The organism is Tahibacter soli (genome assembly GCF_025717065.2).
In the GTDB taxonomy this organism is placed as follows: domain Bacteria; phylum Pseudomonadota; class Gammaproteobacteria; order Xanthomonadales; family Rhodanobacteraceae; genus Tahibacter; species Tahibacter soli.
On record NZ_JAOVZO020000018.1, the window covers coordinates 386,652 to 406,300 of the forward strand.

Below are 19,649 nucleotides of genomic sequence, written 5' to 3' on the forward strand. Positions count from 1 at the left end.
GCTCACGGCGCCTTCGGCTTTTCGCGATAGCGCTGACGCGACTTGTACAGCGCCACGCGCGCGTCGAACGCGGCGATCGTCGCCTTTTCGCCGGGAAACGACGCCTTCATCGTCTCCAGCGCGTGGATCTGCGTCTGCACGGCGTCGTCGTAGTCGCCGGCGGCGGCCTGACAGGCCGCGAGCGTGTCCTGGAACGCCGGGGGCAAAGGCCCGTCGGCCGAATTCTTCTTGAACACCGCCAGCCCCTTGCGGCCGTCGACGATCGCGTCGTCGTCGCTCGCGCACAAGGCCCACGCGTATTCGTTGATCGCGTAGAGATCGCCTTTTTCCACGAGCGGCAACCAGAGCTTCTCGGCCGCCGCGCGGTCGCGCTCGACGCCGCGTCCGTTCCACAATCTCGCAGCGAGGCGTATTTTCGCGCGATCGTTCGTTGTCGCGGCCCGGCGCAGCAGCGCGACGCCTTCGGCCTGACGTGCCGGCGTCGTCGGGTCGTCGATCAAGAGTGCCGCCAGCGCAAACTGCACGCCCGCATCGTCGCGCGGCGTCGTCGGCAGCCGCAGCAGGCGTTCGGCCTCGGCGGCATCATGCTCGACGTCCACGCCGAATCGCAGCAGCTCGGCGAGATCGACGCGCGCCTGCGTGCGTGCCGGATCGTCGACGACGTCGCGCAGCAGCGCGACCGCACGCTGGTGGTCGCGCGGAATCGATCCCTTTCCGTACAGGAGCAACGTGGCAAGTTCCACTTTCGCGTCGGCGTTGCCGCTCGACGCGCCGCTCTCGAACCACCCTTTCGCTTCGGCGTAGTCCGGCTGCGCCAGTGCCTGTCTGCCGAGCCACAGCATCGCCGCGCGATCGCCGCCGTGCGCCGCGCGCGCGTACCAGTGCGCCGCGCGCTTGAGGTCGTCGCCGTTCGCCTCGCCGCGAAGATAGTGCTGCGCGAGCGCCGCCTGCGCGCGTGTTTCGTCGTTCGCCGCCGCACGCCGCAACCATCCGGCGGCTTCGTCGTCGCGCCGTTCGGCCGACAGGCGCAGCGACCACGCGTACTGCCCCGCGGCGCTGCCGGCTTCGGCCGCGCGCTTCGCCGCGTCGCGCTGCAGCGCCGACCATCGCGCGGTCTGCGCCGGCGTGTTCGCGGCGTCGACGAGCGCGAGCTGCGCGGCGAGATCGCCGCGCCGCGCGGCGGCTTCGATCGGTCCGCGCAGCACGGCAGGCAGTTCGAACGTCTCGCCGCCGCGGCGACGCAGCACCTGCGCGAGCAGGAGACGTCCGGTGACGCCGCCCGCACGGCGGTCGGCGGCGTCGAGGAGGACGCGCGCGGCGTTGTCGTCGCGCGGCACGCCGATGCCGCTGCGATACGCCTGCGCGAGCCAGACGAGCGCCGGCGAAAATCGGCCTTCGGCGTACGGCAGCAGCGCGTCGACGTGCCGCGTACCGCATTCGAGATTCTCGCGCGACGTCGTGCACATCGCCGCAAACGTATAAATCGCGACCTTGTTGTTGTCGCGCACCGCGACGTCGATCGGCATGTCGAACTTCGTGCCGCGGGCGTTCAGCATCTGGCGCGTCTGCAGCAGGCGCGTCGCGGCGATGCTGCCCGACTCGTGACCGTGCTTGAGCAGCGCTTCGGCAAGATCGTTGCGCCCCGTCGGAAACTTCGCGTCGGCGCGGTCGCGTTTCAGGCGCATGCGTGCGTCGAGTACGTCGAACACGAGCCGCCGCTCGATGCCCGCTTCCTTGTCGAGCAGCGTGACGACGAGTTCGAGATAGCGCCAGTTGCGCCCCGTGTCGTAGTACAGGTCGATCGCGTCGAGACCCGACTCGGCGATGACGGCCGCGACGTCGCCCTCGTCGAGCACGCGGATCGGCGTGCGTCCGGCGTCCGGCGGCACCGATTCGAACGCGTGGCGCACGAGCGCTTCGAAGCGCCGCCGGCGCTGCGCGGCGAGCCCGGCCTCGCCGTCCGCCTCGGCGCAGCGCCACGCGACGCGCCAGACGCCGATGCCGACCGGATTGGTCTGCGCCGCGGCGTCGATTCGCGCCTTGTGCTTTTTGCACAATGCGGGATCGACGCCGCTGCCCTCGCCGAGGGCGAGTGCGGCGTCGCCGTACGTGCGGACGATCTTGTCGTAGTCGCCCTGCGCAAACGTCTGCGTCCACAACGCGCCGATCGCCTCGTCGCGGTGCTGCGGTTCGTCGGCACGCGCCGCGGCGGACAGCACCGCGAAGGCGAACGCGGCAAGACGCCGGCGCGTCACGGCTTCGCCCGCTTCGCGGCGCCGGCGTTCTCGTCGATCAGGCCGCGCAGCAAACCTTGCAGCCGCCGGTCGCGCTCGCGGTCCGCGTCTGCCGGCGACAGCGCGAAGCGCCAGCGGCGGCCGAGCGAGTCGTGCACCTGGCGGCGCCAGCGCAGATGCGCGGCGACGTCGTCGACGCCGACGACGGGCGTCTTCGCGCGGTACAGCTGCGTGCGGACGATTTCGCCGGATTTCGTTTCGGTGCGCGAGGTGAATTCCGCGGCGACGTCGTCGAGCGTCGACTCGCCGTCCTCGCCCTGCCAGTGCCAGCCTTCCGGCACGACGAGTTCGGCGCGCTGCTCGACTTCGACCGGATAGCGCAGCGCCAGCGGCGTCTTGCGTTCGACCGTGTTCGGCAGTGCGACCTCCTGATTGAGGCTGTCGCCCCAGGTTTCGATCGCGCGTTCGCCGGGGCTGGCGCTCTCCCACGGATCGACGAGCGTATAGCGCTCGATCGTGCTGAACCGGTTCGCCGCCTCGTCGTCCTCGACGTCGAGCGCCGCGGTTTCGCGAACCTCGCCGTAGCGGCGGCGGTAGTATTCGACGAAGCGCCGCTGCAGCGCTTCGCGTCCCTGCGCCTTGAGGTCGCGGCGCGCGCGGTCGGCCGCCGTGCCTTCGTTGTCGGTGCGCACGGTCAGCACGACCTCGCGACCGGCCGCGGCCGGCGCGTAGCGTTCGACGACGGCGATGCGGTCGCGCGCCTGCGCCGGTCGCGCGACGGTCGCGAGATCCTTGGTGCCGGGCGCCAGCGGCAGCGCGACGCCGAGTTCCGAGACCGGTATCGCGCGCAGCGGCCCGCGCTGCAGCGTCTGGGTCGGATCGAGCCACAACGTCGCATCGGGCAGGCGCACCTGCACGATGACGTGATCGAACGCGTCGGCGCCCGGCGGCCACTGCGCGATCGCCTTGCCGTTGCGCGACGACACGAGCGCCGGATACGCCTCGACGCCGAGACGCTGCAGCAGCGTCGCGAGCAGCCTTGCCTTGTCCTTGCAGTCGCCGTAGCGGCGCGTCCACGTCAGCGCCGGCTCGGCCGGCTTGTGCGTGCTGTCGCCGATTTCGACGCCGAAATAGCGCACGTCCTCCTGCACCGCCGTCAGCACGGCGGCGACGCGCGCGTCGAGCGGTTCGATCGCACGCCACTGCGCCAGACGCAGTTCAAGGTCCGGCGGCAGCGCCTGCGGCTGCGGATACAGCGACTGCGCCCACGTGGCGACCTCGCCCCAGCTGCGCCGCTCGGCCAGGCGCACCTGCGCGTAAGGCGAGTACCAGCGCGGATAGCCGCCCTCGTCGTGCAGGCCTTCGATTTTCCTTTGTACGTATTTCCACTCTTGCGCATCGCCGTCGCGCGCGACCTGCGCCGGCGCGATCTGCGGCGAGCGCCATTCGAAGACGTCGGCGTCGCGGTCGAACAGCACGCGTACGCGGCGCTCGAGGATCGGATCGCTCCAGGCGAAGGTCGCCACCTCGCTGTCGCTGCCGCCGAGCACGGGGTTTTCGCCGACGATCGAATAGCGCAGCCGCACGACGTCGCCCGCGCGCACGTCGTCGAACACGATCAGCGCGCTGACGACGCCGGTCGCCATGTCGGCCTCGAAGTCGGTTTCGCGGCGCGCGAGCGTGATGCGCCCGGTGTCGAGCCGGTTCGACCACGCCCCGTCGCGGCGCAGTTCCGCGGAATGAATCACGAGTCGCTGGTATTCGGGATTGAAGCCGATCGTGTACTTGCCGGCGTCGCCGACGAGTTCGGCGGAAACGGGCTCGAACGCGACGTCCGAATACCGCGCGCGCACGCCGCGGCGGCGGTCGGCCTGCCGGTCGAACAGCCAGTTGCGCCAGCGCGAGTCGCCGGCGCCGGGCGCGTCGGCATCCCATTGTGGAGGAATGTCCGCGGCGACGACCCACGCCGGCACGGGACCGACTTCAAACGCGTAGCCGTCGCGTTCGATCTTGCGCGTCTGTGCCGTCGCGGCGGCATCGGGCGGCGGCGTGTCGGAACCGCAGGCGGAGAGGAGCGCCCACAGCGCGATCGCTGCGAACCGCAAGGTCTGACGTATCAATCGCTTCCCCCTGAGGATGCTTGCCCCGCAGAGGATAGCGCAGAGAAACGCGCCGCCGCGCTTCGACAAGCGCGGCGGCGCGTGGATCAGAAGTCGGTGCAGCCGTACGCGGAGAGCGCGGCCTTCGCCGCTTCGTGCGCCTGCGTGCACGCGGCGCCGAGGCTGGCCTTCGTCGCCTCGTTCGCGGCGGCGTTGCGCCACGCGGTGCGGGTCTGCTCGAGGCCCTGGCGCAGCGCGTCGCGCGCGGCTTCCGGCACCTTGCCGGAGACGCAGGCTTCGTACTTCGTCAGGTAGTTGTCGCATTCGGGGATGCCGATCGCCGCGGTGGCCGCGGGCGGCGTTGCAGCCGGCGTTGCAGCCGGCGTGGCGGCCGGCGGCGGCGCGGCCGGCGTCGAAGCCGGGGCGGGCGCGGCGGGCTTGGCCGGCGGGGCGGATTCCTGCTGGCATGCGGCGAGCGCAAGCACGGCGCAGACGGCAAGCAGCGGACGGGTGTAACGGATCATCGACGTTCTCCTCTGGATTTCCGTCACCGGATCGGGCGACGGGCACTTCAACGTGATGGCGGGCGCGAACCGAACTCGTCGGACGCGCTCCGTGCAACCGCGTGCGAGCGCGGTGCGCCGGCACTGTAGCTCAGTGCCGGCGCGCTTACGTTGCCAAGAGATGAACGGCGTTCAGCTTGCGCGACTCAGAAGCTCCAGTTGAGGCGCGCGTAGTAGTAGCCGCCGTTGAGGCCGAACGGCAGCGTTTCCCAGCCGTACTTGAAGCCGAGCGCCGGGAACGGATTGCTGTTCGCGTCGCCCGCGGTCCACTTGTCAGGATACACGTCGAAGATGTTGTTGCCGCCGAGCGTCACCTTCACGTCGTCGTTGAACGCGTAGCTGACGGCGATGTCGGTGAGCCACTTGCCGCCCCACTTCTGCTTGATGCCGGTGAAACCCGCGCCCGCGACCGAACCGTAGTAGTTCAGCGCAAGATCGGTACGCCACGGACCGGCGCCGTAGTTCGCGCCGAGCGTCGCGCGCTGCCGCGGCTGGCCCTCTTCGATCAGCGTGACCTGGATGTCGTTGAACAGCGCCGACGGCGACAGGAACGTCGACGGCGAGTTGATGCGCTCGATTTCGGTCTTGTTGAAGTCGAACGCGGCCGACAGGCCCAGCCTCGCGCCGTTCGCAAGCTCGGTCGTGTATTCGCCGACGAGGTCGACGCCGGTCGTCTTCGTGTCGATCGCGTTCGTGAAGAACGTCGCCTGACCGACACGCAGCGGACGCAGGAGCAGCGCGATCGGGCACACGGCCGGATCGGTGCAGTTGTCGCTGCCGGCTTCCGGCGTGATCTCGCTCGAGAACACGATGCGATCGTCGATCTTGATGCGGTAGAAGTCGGCCGTGAAGCTGAACTCGGACGACGGCTTCCAGACGAAACCGATCGAGTAGTTCTTCGATTCTTCTTCCTTGAGCGGCTTGATGCCGAACGCGCGCGCGAGCGCGCTGCCCTGGCGTGCGGTGACGGTGTCGGTCAGCTGGCCGGCGGCGTTGAGGTTCGTCGACACCTGGCTGAAGAACTGCTGCTGCACGCTCGGCGCGCGAAAGCCCTTCGACGCCGTGCCGCGCACCGAGAACGTGTCGGTAAAATTGTACCGAAGTGACAATTTGCCCGTTACATTGTTGCCGAAGTCGCTGTAGTCCTCGAAGCGCACGGCGGCGCCGACGAGGAAGTTCTTCGTCACGTACGACTCGGCGTCGACGTACACGCCGAGGCTGCGGCGGCTCTCGTCGATCTCGGTTGCCGGCGTGAAGCCCGGAAAGCCCTGGATGCCGGCCGCGGCCGCGCCGCCGACCTGATTGCGGATCACGATCGACGGATCGTTCGTGCGGCCGTACTGGTACGACACCGGATCGCCCTTGATGATCTGGTAGCCGTCGCGGCGCCACTCCGTACCGAACGCGAGATACAGCGGCTCGGCGCCGACGCCCCAGTCGATGTCGCCCTTGACGTCGAAGTTCGCGGTCGTCTGCTTGAAGCGCAGCGTGCCGTCCTTCGCCGCCGTCGGCGTTTCGGCGTAGATGCCGCCGCCGGGTTTCGGCTCGTAGTAGTAGCTGACGTTCGCGGTGCCCGCCGACGCGAATTCGAATTCGTTCCAGCCGCGGTTGACCGACAGGTCCCACTTCCAGCGATCGTTGAATTGGTGGCGGAAGCCGACCGCGAGCGAACGGTCTTCGGTCTTGGTCTTGAGCACCGGCAGGAAGCCGTTCGGATACAGCTCGGGAATCGTGCGGCCGTCGCCGGCCGAACGGAAGAAGCCGGACGAATCGCCTTCGCGCTTGGACACGCCGCCGAACGCGTACAGCGCGCCGCCCGCGAGCGGAATTTCGGAGTTGATCCACAACTGGCCCGATTCGGCGTCGGCGTCGCCGAGGCGCTGCGTCACGCGCGGCGGATCGACGCGCAGGCTGTCCGGGCCTGCGCGGTTCGTCTCGAAGCGGTTGAGATAGTCGAGCGTGAGGTTCAGAAAGCCTTCGTCGGCGATCTTGAAGCCGGTGTTGAGGCTGCCGCGGTACTGGTCGCCGTCGCCGGCGTAGGTCTCGCCGACTTCGAGCGCGATGTCGGTACGGTCGGTCTGGTCTTTCAGGATGATGTTGATGACGCCGGCGATCGCGTCCGAACCGTACTGCGCCGACGCGCCGTCGCGCAGCACTTCGATGCGCGCGATCGCGGCGATCGGAATCGAGTTGATGTCGGTGCCGGCCGAACCGCGGCCGATCGACTGCTGCACGTTGACCAGCGCCTGCTGGTGGCGGCGCTTGCCGTTGACGAGCACGAGCACCTGGTCGGGGCCGAGGCCGCGCAGTGTCGCCGGCCAGATCAGGTCGGTGCCGTCGCTGACGAAGCTGGTCGGAAAGTTGAACGACGGCGCGAGTTTCTGCAGCAGGCGGCCGGTCTCGGTCGCGCCGGTCGCTTCGATCGCTTCGCGCGTGATGACGTCGACCGGCGCGGCGGTGTCGGTGTCGGAACGGTTGCCGGCACGCGTGCCGGTGGATACGACGTTGACGGTTTCGAGCTTGTCGGCGTCGGACTGCGCCTGCGCCGGCAGGGACGCGAACGCGGCAAGGACGGACAGGTACAACGCGGCGCGCGGACGCGACCGCGGGAACAGCGGTTCCCCAATCATGGCGATCTCCCCAATCGTGGATTCAAAGGCACACGCAAGCGCCACGTCGCTCGGGAACGACGCGTGCGTCTACGGCATGGCTCTCCCGCCCCCCGGCAGGTTCCGCTCGATGCGCGCGCAGTGTCGCCGATCGTGAAAAAAACTTCACTGGATTTGTGAGTTTTTCTCAGAGTCTTTTGGGATACTCGTCACAAAGTTAACCCAACCGGCTGGTACGTTTGGATTTTCCGGCGACTATTCGCCGGCGCGCGGACGCGGCAGGAACAGCTTCAGCGCGTCGATGCGGACGCTGCAGCCGATCTCGTCCTTCACGGTGACGAGACGGGCGCGTTCGACGTCGCGATCGACGCGAACGTCGAGCACGACGGGCGCGAGGCACAGCGACGAACCGCCGGCCGCGGCGTGTAGCGCGAACAGCAGGCTGTAGCGATAGCGCGCGCAGCCGTCGGCCTCACGCGCGAATACGAGCCACGGTGCGTTGCGCTGCGCGGCGAGGTTGACGAACGCGTAGGCGATCGTCGCGTTGAACTGCTCGCGCATGCGTTCGGACAGCGGCAGGCCCAGATACGCGAGCAGCGCGTTCTGTACGCGCTCGATCATGTCGCCGGCGCGGTCGCGCTCCTGCGACAGAAGCGGCATGTAGCGCGCGGCGACGCCCCAGCCGGGCTGATGCGCCGCGTAGCGCGCGATGTCGTCGAGATCGACGCCGCTGCCGGACGTCGCCGCGCGCTGCAGCAGCCGCGCGGTGTCGAACGCCTGACGCGCCCACGACGGATCGTCGAGCGCGTAGATTTCTTCGAACGGTGTCGGCGCCGCGGACAACGGGCCGACGAGATGTACGCGACGCCCGACGACGGCCGGCGCGATCATGGTCGCGTCGCGATCAGCCGTACGCGGCGGCGTCGCTGCCGCCGATGTTGACCGCGATGTGCAGCGCGCGGATGCCGACCGAGGTTTCGCGCCGGCGCCGCAACAGGCCGCGCGTCTGCGTCACCGCGACGGTGAACGTGACGGGACTGAGCGGCACGCGGCCGTCGCGCGCGAGGCCGCCGACGACGAGCGCGTTGATTGACAGGCGCGACGTGTCCCCCGACGACTCCAGATGCATCCAGTGCGGCAGCAGCACGTGCGCGCGGCCGTCGAACAGGTCGCCGATCACGCGTTCGCATTCGGCGCCGAGCTCGCGCGGAATCGCGGCGTCGGCGAGGATGCGCAGTTCGCTCTCGATGTGCCGCGCGACGTCGGCCGCGGCGGCGCCGCCCAGATCGGCGCTGTCGGCGCGCGAACCGGCCAGAGCGAACACGCTCGCGTCGATCGTCGCGTTCATCAGCGCGTCGAGCGGCAGGCCGTCGACGCGGTCGGGCAGCGCTTCGAGCAGCATCGACGCCGCCTGCAGCGCGCCGGCGAGCGCGCGGCTGCCGCCAACCGAATAGATCTCGAACCACGGCGCGGTGCGTTCGGACAGCACCAGGATGCTGTGCGTGCGGGCCGGGACGTTGACGACGGGAGCGTAGATGGGCTCGTTCATGCGTTTCCTCCGCAGAAAATTCCGTAAACGCGAAATCATGGAATCCTCGCCAGGGCCGCGCGACGCGCGCTCCTTGTCTGCCGCTCCGCAAGGTGCCGCGCCGGCTGGTGGTGGTCAGCCGGCGCGACGGTTCGCGGTCGCCCGCGATGAGCAACGGAGCGGATTCCCCTCGTCCTACGCGTCCGTGGCCTGGGTCTTTGTCGCCGATCGGCGGGCGGCCGACCTTTCGGAAACCTTACGGCGTGGAAATCGTGGATTTTTCAGTGCCTTGCAGCTTCGGCCGTCGGAACCGGCGCTCGTCGGCGCCACGCTGCCGTGGTCCGTACTGAACACTTCGCGCGAACATGCCAACCTCGGCGCCGGCAAACGCCTTACCTTCGGGGCACATGATGAAACCCTCGCGAGCGCGAATGGCGGGTATCGCGATAGCCGCATTCGCCGCTATCGCCGTCGGCGCGATGTTGAACGCCCGAAAACACGACCCGACGCAGCGCGAGTCGTCGGCCGCGGCTTCTCCAGCCATGAGTCAGGCAATCGGGCAGCCCCCTGTCGCCGACCGGTCCGCAGCATCGGCCGACGCCGAACGAAGCGCGATCGCCGCACTGCTCGGCGACGGCCGTCGCCGTCAACGACTCAACGACATCGACCCGCAAACGTTCGTGCCGGCGTACGGCGCGCTGGCCGAACTCGCCGCGCAAGGCGACGTTCGCGCGGCCGTTGCATTGCACCTCGGCGTCAAGCAGTGCGAGCCGGCGCCGGTCGATGCGCACGACCTTGCCGGCACGATTCGCGACATCGAGTTTCGTATGCCACACGACGCGGCGGCCGACGAAGTTCAACGCGTGAAAGCCTTGTTCGACGCATGTCGGAAGCTGTCGTCCGAGCAACGCGGCTCGAACCGGCAATGGGTTGCCCGTGCGGCGGCGCTCGGCGATGACGAAGCGCGGTTCCGGTTCGCGCAGATGCCACCGGATCGCGCTACAACGGCCGACTACTGGGTCGACCTCGACGCGTTCCGCGCCACGGCGAACCGCTATCTCGACGACGAGCTTGCCAAAGGCAATCGCAAAGCGCTGCTCGCGATAAGCAATGCCTACCGCGGCGATTCGAGCGTGCGCAAACCCGATCCGACGCTCGAATACGCCTACCTGCACGCGTATCTCGCGAGCGGCGGCTCGCTGCCGGACGAAGAACTGCAGACGCTGGAGCAATACCAGCAACGACTCGGCCCCGCCAAGACGAAGGAGGCAGCGTGTGGGATTGATACGCACAGCTAGCCATCATTGCGAGGCCGAACGAACACAGAAGGTGACGTGCAGGCGCGATTGCGCACGTACAGTCATGTAGCATGAAGAATAGCGCGAAGCCAATCAATGACTTGCGCTAAGTGTGCCGCCGAAGTGTGCCAGCGCGTACGCGTCATGACCCCTCCCCCTGCCACACAGGATCGAACGGGGGCCGCGTGGGACAACGCGCCGAACACAGTAAGTGAAAGGGTTGCCGAATTTTTGCAGCAAAAATTAGTCCGAGTCGTGATCCCTTGCCGGTTAACTTTGCGAATAGCGAATGCTGCCATGAGAATGGAGAGGCATGCCTACGAGCGGCAAAAAACAAAGTCACCTAGATACCCAACGATCGCGATATCAATATGTTGAGACGTGCAGCTCTTGTTCTTCTGGCCGTCGCCGCAGTTGCGATCGGCGGCTGGTACTTTTGGCTATCTCGTGAGAAACCCGTTCGATCGGGCATCGGCGAAACCACAACGACCGCAGCCCCTCCAGTTAAAGTCATTCCGTCACCTGTGGAAGCACACTCTGCGCCCGACAGTCAAAGTGCCGAGCATCCTTCGCTGCCTTCCGGGATCAGTCCGGCACCCGTTTCGCCGTTAGCACTAGCGTTCGAATCATCCAGCAATCTCGCGCAGCTCGTACTTGAACTGTCGCCCCGTGCAGCCGCCGGCGACGCACAGGCGGCGCGAGTCATCGCGCAAGCACTGGATGAGTGCGCAACCCTTAGCGTCAGGCGCGGCGGTACCGAAGGTCTTGACAAGTTTGCCGAGGCAATGCCGCCAAACCGACGGAACGTTGCGCTCGCGCACATAGCTCAATACCGGGAACGGTGCGCCGAACTGGCAAAAGCAGAAAAGATGACGCCGGAACGACTGCGCGAGGCATCGCACGCCGGTTCGCTTGGCAATGATCTTGTCGATCAAGCTCAACGTGTCGTGGAGTCGTCAACGACCATGAGCGAAGCAGAGGTCAAGGACACCCTGCGTCGAATCGTGCAGTCTCGTGATGCACGGGCTATAGCAATCATGGCCGATGCAATGGGACAGAATCCCGATGATCGGGAAATCTTCGGCACTAAAGCTGGCACGCACATATACGCCATGGCGTGGAAGCTGGTTGCGTGCGATCTCGGCATGTCTTGTGGACCATCGAGCGCGCTGGTACGTCAGGGATGCGTGGTCTACGCAAGATGCATACCCGGTGATTACAGGGAGATCGTGCGGTTCTACCTTCTAACGCCCTCGGATTACGAGCTGACACTGGGAGTAGAGCGGGAGATTCTGCAAGACATTGCAGATGGAGGGATCGACAGGCTTTTTCCATGAGTGCGTGACAATAGGGAGCTTGTCATGCAAACAAGTAAGAAAGCGGTTTTTGTTTATGCGCTTTTTACCGCCGTAGCTAGTCCTATGGCTTTGGCTCAGTTGAACTGCGGTGGGCCGACACTTAATACGAACCAGCCGCCATATAGCCAGCTCGAAACTGTTAGGAATTCCTTTGTAACAATCGAAGACGAAGAAGCTGTTCGATCAGGGCTGATTACTGCTCTCGTTGGCGCGTACCGGAGTATTCCAGGCAATGGAACGTTTAGCCTACCTCCAGGCTCTCCCGTTCGAGTTGTGTACGAGGATCGATCAAAGGAATGCGGCATCGTCATTTCTCAGACCGGATCGATGAGTGCGGTTCCGGTTCCAGGCTCACGCCGCGAAGCACCGGGTGGAGGCGCCGGAGGGGGTGAGAATACCAATATGTACATTCGGCAGTTCCAGAGAAATGGAGTCAACGGCTTCTACCAAGTCTGCTATGACTACTACAGCAACGGCGAGTTGACCGAAACCCAGTGCTCTGTGCAAACGTGGTGATGGCCATAAACGTCGATGCGGAACATTTGCGGCAAGAGAAGCACGCGTGTCGCCTGCTCGCTGATCAGCCAGTCCTAGAGGAACGAGGATTCGTGGATCAACCCCAGGCTTCCCGAGCGCGCTCGCGGTGCCGGCGCGCGCAGTCCCGGTACCCGTACCGCCTCACGCTCCGCTCCGCGCAAAAACTGAATCGCCTTGATCGACTGCACGCGCACGACGAGATCGACGACGTCGTCGGTCTTGAGCGCGAGCACCGCGCTCCTGGCGAGCCGGCTCTCGATCGTGAGGCCGAACGGCACCGCGTACGCGAAGTCGCCGGTCTCCTCGCTCTGCACGACGATGCTGACGTTGTAGTTCCACACGCAGCGGCCCGCCGGTGCCGGCGCGAAATGCAGCCACGCGTCGCCCTGCTGCGCGGCGAGTCCGACGAACGCACCGGCGACGGCGGTGCGCAGCTGGTCGATATCGCGATGGTGCAGCGGCACGTCGATCGTCGAACGCACGATGCGCAGCACCGCGTCGATCGTCGCGTACAGCGGTTCGCCGTCGAACGCGAACGTCTGGTCGATCTTGCGCGCCAGCGCCATGTCGAACGACGCGGCGACGAGTTCGATCGCGCGGCCGAGGTCGAACGCGATGCGGTTGGCCGGCGTCGCGACGACGGCGCGCTGGAAGAATTCGGTCAGCTGCATCGCCTGGCGCGCGGCGGCGGGATCGGTCAGGACATAGGTTTCGGCGAACGCGATCGGCGCCTCGGCGACGCCCGGCGACAGTTTCGCGGCGGTAGCAACGAACATGGCGGAATCCTCTGCGTGGGGCCGGATCGCCGCCGCATCGCGGCGCGCTCCGGCGAGGGCGGATTACTGCACGAACTGCGCGGCGCCGGTCGCGGGATCCAGACCGCCGTAGCGCATCAGCATTTCGGTGCCGCCGCCGAGATGGACGACGTATTCGAGGCCGACCTGGGGTCCGCCGTGGATCGTTTCGGGGCAATACGCATCGAGGCGCGGATTGCCGGCGACGCGCTGCCATTCGCCATGGGCGGCCAGCAGCACGACGTATTCCGGCATCGTGCGGTCGCCGACGAGGATGTTCAGTACCGGTATGGCGGTGCTCGACGAGTCCATGGCGCCTTTCCTTGGGTAGCGGCCGGTCGACGACGCCGGCCGGTGTGGCGGCGATGCGCTGACCGACGGCGGTCCCGGGTCGGAACCGGGGCCGCCGCCGGCAGCGTCTCGTTCCGCATCGCAGGCGCGGGTTCCTGCGGTGCGGTGCCGACGTCCTCTATTCCGTCGGCGGGATCAAGACTGCGCCCGTGCCGCCGACACGCGCCTTACGGAAACCTTACGGTTTGATATTCATCGAAAAAGCGCCGGTACCGGCGCATCGCGAAACCGTCATGTGGCAATGCGCGGCGGGTGGCGCGCGCGCAAAGAAAAACACCGCCGACGAGCGCTCCGGGTCGGAACCGGAACGAACGCCGGCGGTGCCGGCCGCAACGACGGCGCGGGTTCCGTCGTTGCGGTACCAAGGGCCTGCGGCCCCCGGTGTCGAGATACTGCGCCGGCGGTGCCGATGCGTGCCTTACGGAAACCTTACGATCGCGTTTGCGGCAAAAAACGGCGTCTCCCTGCGGCTGTACGCGACCTCGCCTCGACGGCGCGCACCGCCGCGACGCTGCGAACGGTCGTTCGAAACGGTCTGCGATGACGGCGGGACGATCCCCCGACGAACGCACGAGACCGGGGAGCGGGACCGTTCGACGAGCGGACCCGCAGGCGACGCTACGCCGGCGCGCACCGACCGAGCGCGGGGTCGCGTCGCCCGGTTGCAACGGCGTGGACAAATACAACTCGACAGTTCGCCACAGAAGCTTTCGTGGTTTTTTTCCGCGCCTCCCTCTGCTATACGATGCGCTTGCGCACAGCCTAGCTTCCCGATGACTTCCAGCGGTAACTCCATCGCTTCTCGATTCCGACTGGGCGACTGGCTCGTCGTGCCGGACGAGTGCGCGCTCGAAGGACCGGCCGGCAAGACCACGATCGAGCCGAAGCTCATGACCGTACTGGTCACGTTGTGCGAGCGCGCCGACGAGACGATCAGCGCCGAGCAGCTCCTGATCGAATGCTGGCGCGGCACGTTCTACGGCGACAACCCGGTGCACAAGTCGATCGCGCAGCTGCGCCGCGCGCTCGGCGACAGCGCGACCGAGCCGCGCTACATCGCGACGATCAGAAAGCGCGGCTACCGCATCGTCGCGCCCGTGACGTTCCCCGAACGCTACAGCGCGAACGTCGCCGCGCTCCCGCGCTGGACGACCGGCAGTCCCTACGTCGGCCTCGGCGCCTTCGACGCCGGCCACGCGCAGGTGTTCTTCGGCCGCAGCCGCGCGCAGGCGTGGGTGCTCGGCCGCCTGCGCGAGCGCGTCGACGAGGGCTGCGGCTTCGTGCTCGTGCTGGCTCCGAGCGGCAGCGGCAAGAGTTCGCTCGTGCGCGCCGGCGTGCTGCCGCTGCTGACGCAGCCGGGCGGCTTCGACGGCTGCACCGCACTCGCGGTGAGCGAAGTCGACGCGATGCGCGTCGGCAACGACGCGTACGGTGCACTGGCCGACGCGATGCTCGGCTGGCAGGTCGACGACGAGGCGCTGTTCCTTCCCGGCGAGCGCGCGTTCCTCGTCGACTCGCTCGCCGGCGACAGGGCGCTCGTCGTCGCGACGATCGAGGAGCGGCTCTCGCGTCGTCGTCCGCGGCGCGACGGCGACGGCCATCGCGTGCTCGTGATCGTCGTCGACCAGCTCGAACGCGTGTTCGCGTCGGGCACCGCGCCGCTGGCCGAACTCGACCGCCTGTTCGCCGCGCTGCGCGATCTTCTGGCCGGACAGCGCGTGGCCGCGTTCGCGCTGTGCCGCAACGATTTCTATCCGCGCGTGGCCGAAGTGCCGGCGCTGGTCGAACTCAAATCCGACAACGGCGTGTTCGACCTGCCGCTGCTCGCCGCCGGCGAACTCGCGCAGATCATCCGCGCGCCGGCGCTCGCGGCCGGCCTGCGCTTCGAGCACGACGAATCGACCTCGCTGCGCCTGGACGACGTGCTGCGCGACGACGCCGTGCGCCAGCCGCAGTCGCTGCCGCTCTTGCAGCACGCGCTGCTCGAAATCTATCAGCGCCGCAGCGTGTCGGGCGTGCTGAGCTTCGAGGCGTACCGCGCGATCGGCGGGCTCGAAGGCGCGCTCGCGCAGCGCGCCGAGATGATCTTCAACGGCCTGCCCGCGTCGGCGCAGCGGCGCCTGCCGGAGCTGTTGCGCACGATGGTCGCGCTGGGGCCGGACGAAGGACTGCCGGTCGGCCGCCGCGTCGCCTGGGCCGACGTCGCCGACGCCGACACGCGCGCGCTCGCGCAGGGCTTCGTCGAACAGCGGCTGTTCGTATCCGACCTCACCGGCGGTGTGCCGGGCTTCGCCGCCGCGCACGAATCGCTGTTTCGCAACTGGCCGCGCGCGCGCGACTGGGTCGCCGAGAACCGGCGCCTGCTGCTGGCGCGCTCGCGCGTGTCGGCCGCGTACCGGCGCTGGCACAGCGAAGGCCGGCGCCGCGATTTTCTGCTGCCGCCCGGCACGCAGCTCGACGATGCGCGCGCGCTGATCGGCGACCGCCACGTCGCGCTCGACGCCGACGTGCGCCGCTACGTCGACGAATCGATCGCGCGCTGGCGCCGCCAGCGGCGCGTGCGCTACGCCGCGGTCGTCGCGGTGCTCGTGCTCGGCCTCGCCGCGGGCACGGCCGGCGTGATCGCCGCGCTGGCGCGCGCCGAAGCCGATCAGCGCCGCGTACAGGCCGAAGGCCTCGTCGGCTTCATGCTCGGCGAACTGACCGAGCGCCTGCGCGGCCTCGGCAAGCTCGACGTGCTCGACTCGGTCGGCAACGAAGCGATGCGCTATCTCGTGTCGCTGCCGCAGGACGACGGCAACGCGACGACGCAGCTGCTGCGCATTCGCGCGTCGCGGCAGATCGGCGAGATTCGCCTGTCGCGCGCCGAGCCGACCGCCGCCGACGCGTTCGCGCATGCGCGCGACCTCGCCGAAAGTCTCGCCGCGCGCGAGCCCGACAACGCCGACGCGTGGCTCGAACTCGGCAACGCGGCGTTCTGGCTAGGGCAGATTCCGTTCCAGAAGAACGACTACGCGGCGACGGCGCAGCACTGGCAGCGCTATCTCGACGCGGCGCGGCGCCTCGTCGCGCTCAAGCCCGACGACGCGAAGGCGCGGCTCGAGCTGTCGTATGCGCAGAACAATCTCGCGACGCTCGACTACCGCACGAGCCGCATGGCGTCGGCGCGGGAGCGCTTCGACGAGTCGGCGCAGCTCAAGCGCCGCGTGCTCGCCTCGACGCCCGACGACGCCGTCGTCGCCGATCTCGCCGACACGCTGACCTGGATCGGCCGCGTCGACGAAGCCGAGACCGCGCTCGAAACGGCCGAGAAGCACTACCAGGAAGCGCTCGATGCGCTTTCGTCGCTGCGTGCGCGGCAGCCGGACGACCTGCGCTGGCGCTATCGCGAATCGATCGCGCGCATGCACGTCGCGCGGCTCGCGCTGATGCGCGGCGACCTCGCCGGCTCGATCGACGGCTACTCGCGGGCACGCGAGGTTCTGATCGAACTGTCGCGGTCCGATCCGAGCAACGCGGTGTGGTCGCACGCCGGCGCGCTCGCCGCGGTCAACGCGGCAACCGCGAAGGAGCTCGCCGGCGACCGCGGCGCGGCCGAAGCGCTCACGCGCGAGGCGCTGGCGGAAATCGGCGCCGTCATCGAACGCGGCTCGCGCTCGACCGACTACCTGCGCCTGCGCCAGATGGCCGCGTTCCGCATCGCGCAGATCCGGCGCGCGGCCGGCGCGGCCAAGGCCGACGAAGAATTCGACGCGCTCGTCGACACGTTGACCACCGAGGCCGCGAGCGCATCGCCGCAGACGACGGCGGCGCTCGCGAACGTGCTGACCTCGCGCGCCGAGTACGCCGCGCACGCCGGCAAGGCACAGATCGTGCAACAGGATTCGCAAAGGGCGATCGACCTCCTGGCGCCGGTGGCCGCCAGCAACGAGGCCGTCGTACTCGATGCACGCATGCGAGCGTTGAGCCTGCTCGGACGCAACAACGAGGCTCGCACGCTCGCGGTTCGACTCGAAGCCGCGGGGTTTCGACATCCGGATCACATCCGGTTTCTTACCGACCACCCACTTGGAGCATCCGAACATGACTGACAAAGATCTGCCGACGATGACGATCACGCTCAACATCGCGCGCGTCGACTCGGGCGGCAACGCAGGCCAGGGCAAGTATTTCTATTCGTACAGCACGGACCCGATCATCGTGACGACCGCGACGATGATGGTGTTCGAGCTCGGCACCGACACGCCGATTTCGATCAATATCACCGGCGTCTCCACGAGCGACGCCATCGGACAGCTCGAACCGCAGCCGATCGAGCCGGGCAGCCGTGCGATCTACATCTACAACAAGGGCTCGGCGCCGTACCTCATGCAGCTGGCGATCGTCGCCTACGACTCGAAGTTCAGCACGTCGTTCGTCTGCGATCCGCAGGTGATCAACACCCCCGATCCGACCTGACGCGACGCGGCGCCGCCGCGCCTGCGCGTCGCGGCGCCTGCCGGCGACATCGCACGACGCTATTTCGAGACTTCGGCCATCGCCGCCAGCTCCACGCAGGCGGCGATCCGCACGCTGTTCGGGAACGGCGGATCGACCGTGCAGCGCGCCGGCGGCTCGCCGATGCGAGCCCCCAGAAGCTGCGCGTGTTCGGCGAAATACGTCGCGGCAACGCCCTCCAGCCGTGCGCGCGCCAGGCCGTGCCGGGCCGTGTCGCGGTCGCCGTCGGCGAGCGCCTGCCACGCGCGCAAGAGTTCGCCGACCCCGGCATACGACGGATCGGTGCCGAGCCCCGCTGCGACGTCGTGCGTCGTGCCGGGAGGCGCGAGGCCGTATTCGAGCGCCACCAGATGCAGCGCGGCGCGCTCCCACTCGAGCTGCGCGGCATCCCACGCTTCGGCCAGTCGCCGCGCCGCGATATCGCGCTCGCCGGCGCGCGCCGCGAGAACCGCAAGAAAGCCTCGCATGCGCACGACACACAGCGACCGCCCCTCGCCGCAGCGCGCGAGCACGCGCGAGAAGCGCGCCGCCGCCCCGGCATCGCCGCCGGCAAACGCCGCGAGCGCGCCGACTTCGGCGATCTTCATCGCGTTGTCGTACGCGCGGTCGGCATCGGCAAGGGCGACCGCGCGATCGGACTCGGCGACCGCCTGCGCCCAGCGCCCGCGCGTATACGCAAGGCGCGCGCGCACGCACGCCTCGAGCGCCGGCGAATGCGCGAGGCGTCCCGCATCGAGTTCGGCCTCCACCGCGTCGGCATCGCCGAGGCTCGCGCGGTCGCTCAGCGCGTAGACCATGACGGCCGGGCCGAGCGCGTCGAGCGGCACGCGCCGGTAGGCCGCGAGCGCGCGGCCGAATTCGCGCTGCGACATGTGCTGGTGCGCGATCGCCAGATGCAGGCGCCACGCGTTCGGGCGCAGGTCGAGCATCGCGTCCTCGACCTGTCGCGCGGCCGGCGCGCTCGTATCGATCACCTGCGCGAGCTCGACGAGCAGGCGCGTGTACGCGGGCGTGGACTCGCGCAGCCGCGCCTTCGCCGTCGCCGCCCAGCGCGCGACGTCGGCCGGCGCGCCGAACGAATAGATCGCGAGCAGCGCGGGCGCGACCGGCGACCGTTCGTCGCGCCGCGTGACCTGTTCGAACAGTTCCCGCGCACGCCCCTTGTCGGCGGCGCGCTCGGCCTCGAACGCGCGGCGCAGCAGATCCGCCGTGTCGGTGCGGCCGGCGTCGAGATCGCCGACACGAATCGCGTATTCCGCGCCGACGAGCGGATCGTGCAACGCGAAGACGAGCGCGCCCACCAGCGCGAGCACCGCGAAGACCGCGCCGATCCGCCACCTTGCCCGCGATCGCGGCGGCGCCTGCCGCGATGCGGCCGGCGAATCGACGCGCGGCTCGACGGGTTCCGCCGGCGGCGCGCGCAGCGGATCGGCACGCACGTCGGCGTCGAGCCGCACGCCGCCGCGACGCACCGTCTTGATCGCCTCGGCGGCGGGACCGAGCGCGCCGCGCAGGCGCCAGATCAGCTGCGTCAGCGCGGTGTCGCCGATCTCCTGGCCGCCGGGCCAGAGCCGGTCGAACAGCGCCTGCCGCGAGACGAGCGCGCCGCGCGCCTCGCACAGCATCACGAGCAGGCGGAACGCGAGCGGCTGGCACGCGACTTCGACCGCCTCGACCCATAGCTGCTGGCGCGCGACGTCGACGACGACGTTCGCGAAGCGATACACCGGCAGGTCGTCGCGCTCGGCCTCGCCGATTTCCGAACCGGGCAGATTCACGCG

Annotated in this window: 14 protein-coding genes; 5 read left to right on the plus strand and 9 right to left on the minus strand. The window is 68.5% G+C overall.

Going from position 1 to position 19,649, the window contains the following annotated elements:
• Positions 1–2: 2 nt before the first annotated feature.
• From OD750_RS15205 to OD750_RS15230, 6 genes are all read right to left on the minus strand, one after another.
• Positions 3–2,255: a tetratricopeptide repeat protein gene (locus OD750_RS15205; RefSeq protein ID WP_263541535.1), complete on the minus strand. Its 2,253-nt coding sequence runs from the start codon at positions 2,253–2,255 to the stop codon at positions 3–5.
• On the minus strand, positions 2,252–4,339 hold the full coding sequence (locus tag OD750_RS15210) for a DUF3857 domain-containing transglutaminase family protein (protein WP_263541536.1): 2,088 nt from the start codon (positions 4,337–4,339) through the stop codon (positions 2,252–2,254). Before OD750_RS15210 ends, OD750_RS15205 begins: the two co-directional genes overlap by 4 nt.
• Before the next feature lie 101 nt (positions 4,340–4,440).
• Entirely contained in the window at positions 4,441–4,857 is a 417-nt protein-coding gene (locus tag OD750_RS15215; protein WP_263541537.1) for a hypothetical protein, read from the minus strand.
• Positions 4,858–5,042: 185 nt separating this feature from the next.
• On the minus strand, positions 5,043–7,526 hold the full coding sequence (locus OD750_RS15220) for a TonB-dependent receptor plug domain-containing protein (RefSeq protein WP_263541538.1): 2,484 nt from the start codon (positions 7,524–7,526) through the stop codon (positions 5,043–5,045).
• Between the two features lie 234 nt (positions 7,527–7,760).
• On the minus strand, positions 7,761–8,396 hold the full coding sequence (locus tag OD750_RS15225) for a hypothetical protein (protein ID WP_263541539.1): 636 nt from the start codon (positions 8,394–8,396) through the stop codon (positions 7,761–7,763).
• Between the two features lie 13 nt (positions 8,397–8,409).
• Positions 8,410–9,054, minus strand: a complete 645-nt coding sequence (locus tag OD750_RS15230) for a hypothetical protein (protein ID WP_263541540.1) — start codon at positions 9,052–9,054, stop codon at positions 8,410–8,412.
• Positions 9,055–9,398: 344 nt separating this feature from the next.
• Here OD750_RS15230 and OD750_RS15235 point away from each other — a divergent pair, with 344 nt between their 5' ends.
• From OD750_RS15235 to OD750_RS15245, 3 genes are all read left to right on the plus strand, one after another.
• Positions 9,399–10,331 (plus strand): hypothetical protein, encoded by a 933-nt coding sequence (locus OD750_RS15235; protein WP_272841999.1) that lies wholly within the window; start codon positions 9,399–9,401, stop codon positions 10,329–10,331.
• Between the two features lie 371 nt (positions 10,332–10,702).
• Positions 10,703–11,668, plus strand: a complete 966-nt coding sequence (locus tag OD750_RS15240) for a hypothetical protein (protein ID WP_263541543.1) — start codon at positions 10,703–10,705, stop codon at positions 11,666–11,668.
• Positions 11,669–11,692: 24 nt separating this feature from the next.
• Positions 11,693–12,205, plus strand: coding sequence for a hypothetical protein (locus OD750_RS15245; RefSeq protein WP_263541544.1), 513 nt, complete (start codon positions 11,693–11,695; stop codon positions 12,203–12,205).
• 74 nt (positions 12,206–12,279) lie between these two features.
• On the opposite strand, the gene OD750_RS15250 is transcribed toward OD750_RS15245, so the two are convergent.
• Together OD750_RS15250 and OD750_RS15255 are read right to left on the minus strand one after the other, a co-directional pair.
• Positions 12,280–13,002 carry a hypothetical protein gene (locus tag OD750_RS15250; RefSeq protein ID WP_263541545.1) on the minus strand — a complete coding sequence of 241 codons (723 nt, stop codon included), beginning with the start codon at positions 13,000–13,002 and terminating at the stop codon, positions 12,280–12,282.
• Positions 13,003–13,065: 63 nt separating this feature from the next.
• Complete coding sequence (locus OD750_RS15255; RefSeq protein WP_263541546.1) at positions 13,066–13,332, minus strand: hypothetical protein; 267 nt, start codon at positions 13,330–13,332, stop codon at positions 13,066–13,068.
• Between the two features lie 812 nt (positions 13,333–14,144).
• Between OD750_RS15255 and OD750_RS15260 the strand changes: the two genes are divergently transcribed.
• Positions 14,145–17,462 (plus strand): nSTAND1 domain-containing NTPase, encoded by a 3,318-nt coding sequence (locus OD750_RS15260; protein ID WP_263541547.1) that lies wholly within the window; start codon positions 14,145–14,147, stop codon positions 17,460–17,462.
• Positions 17,455–17,829, plus strand: a complete 375-nt coding sequence (locus OD750_RS15265) for a hypothetical protein (protein ID WP_263541548.1) — start codon at positions 17,455–17,457, stop codon at positions 17,827–17,829. The genes OD750_RS15260 and OD750_RS15265 overlap by 8 nt, the downstream gene beginning before the upstream one ends.
• A gap of 59 nt (positions 17,830–17,888) precedes the next feature.
• Here OD750_RS15265 and OD750_RS15270 read toward each other — a convergent pair whose 3' ends face one another.
• Positions 17,889–19,646 carry a winged helix-turn-helix domain-containing protein gene (locus tag OD750_RS15270; RefSeq protein ID WP_263541549.1) on the minus strand — a complete coding sequence of 586 codons (1,758 nt, stop codon included), beginning with the start codon at positions 19,644–19,646 and terminating at the stop codon, positions 17,889–17,891.
• Positions 19,647–19,649: the final 3 nt, after the last annotated feature.

What these genes read in the sequence shown, in the direction of transcription:
- OD750_RS15215 (WP_263541537.1), bottom strand. Translation starts at nt 4,857, where the DNA reads ATGATCCGTTACACCCGTCCGCTGCTTGCCGTCTGCGCCGTGCTTGCG.
- OD750_RS15220 (WP_263541538.1), bottom strand. Translation starts at nt 7,526, where the DNA reads ATGATTGGGGAACCGCTGTTCCCGCGGTCGCGTCCGCGCGCCGCGTTG.
- OD750_RS15225 (WP_263541539.1), bottom strand. Translation starts at nt 8,396, where the DNA reads ATGATCGCGCCGGCCGTCGTCGGGCGTCGCGTACATCTCGTCGGCCCG.
- OD750_RS15230 (WP_263541540.1), bottom strand. Translation starts at nt 9,054, where the DNA reads ATGAACGAGCCCATCTACGCTCCCGTCGTCAACGTCCCGGCCCGCACG.
- OD750_RS15235 (WP_272841999.1), top strand. Translation starts at nt 9,399, where the DNA reads ATGCCAACCTCGGCGCCGGCAAACGCCTTACCTTCGGGGCACATGATG.
- OD750_RS15240 (WP_263541543.1), top strand. Translation starts at nt 10,703, where the DNA reads ATGTTGAGACGTGCAGCTCTTGTTCTTCTGGCCGTCGCCGCAGTTGCG.
- OD750_RS15245 (WP_263541544.1), top strand. Translation starts at nt 11,693, where the DNA reads ATGCAAACAAGTAAGAAAGCGGTTTTTGTTTATGCGCTTTTTACCGCC.
- OD750_RS15250 (WP_263541545.1), bottom strand. Translation starts at nt 13,002, where the DNA reads ATGTTCGTTGCTACCGCCGCGAAACTGTCGCCGGGCGTCGCCGAGGCG.
- OD750_RS15255 (WP_263541546.1), bottom strand. Translation starts at nt 13,332, where the DNA reads ATGGACTCGTCGAGCACCGCCATACCGGTACTGAACATCCTCGTCGGC.
- OD750_RS15260 (WP_263541547.1), top strand. Translation starts at nt 14,145, where the DNA reads ATGACTTCCAGCGGTAACTCCATCGCTTCTCGATTCCGACTGGGCGAC.
- OD750_RS15265 (WP_263541548.1), top strand. Translation starts at nt 17,455, where the DNA reads ATGACTGACAAAGATCTGCCGACGATGACGATCACGCTCAACATCGCG.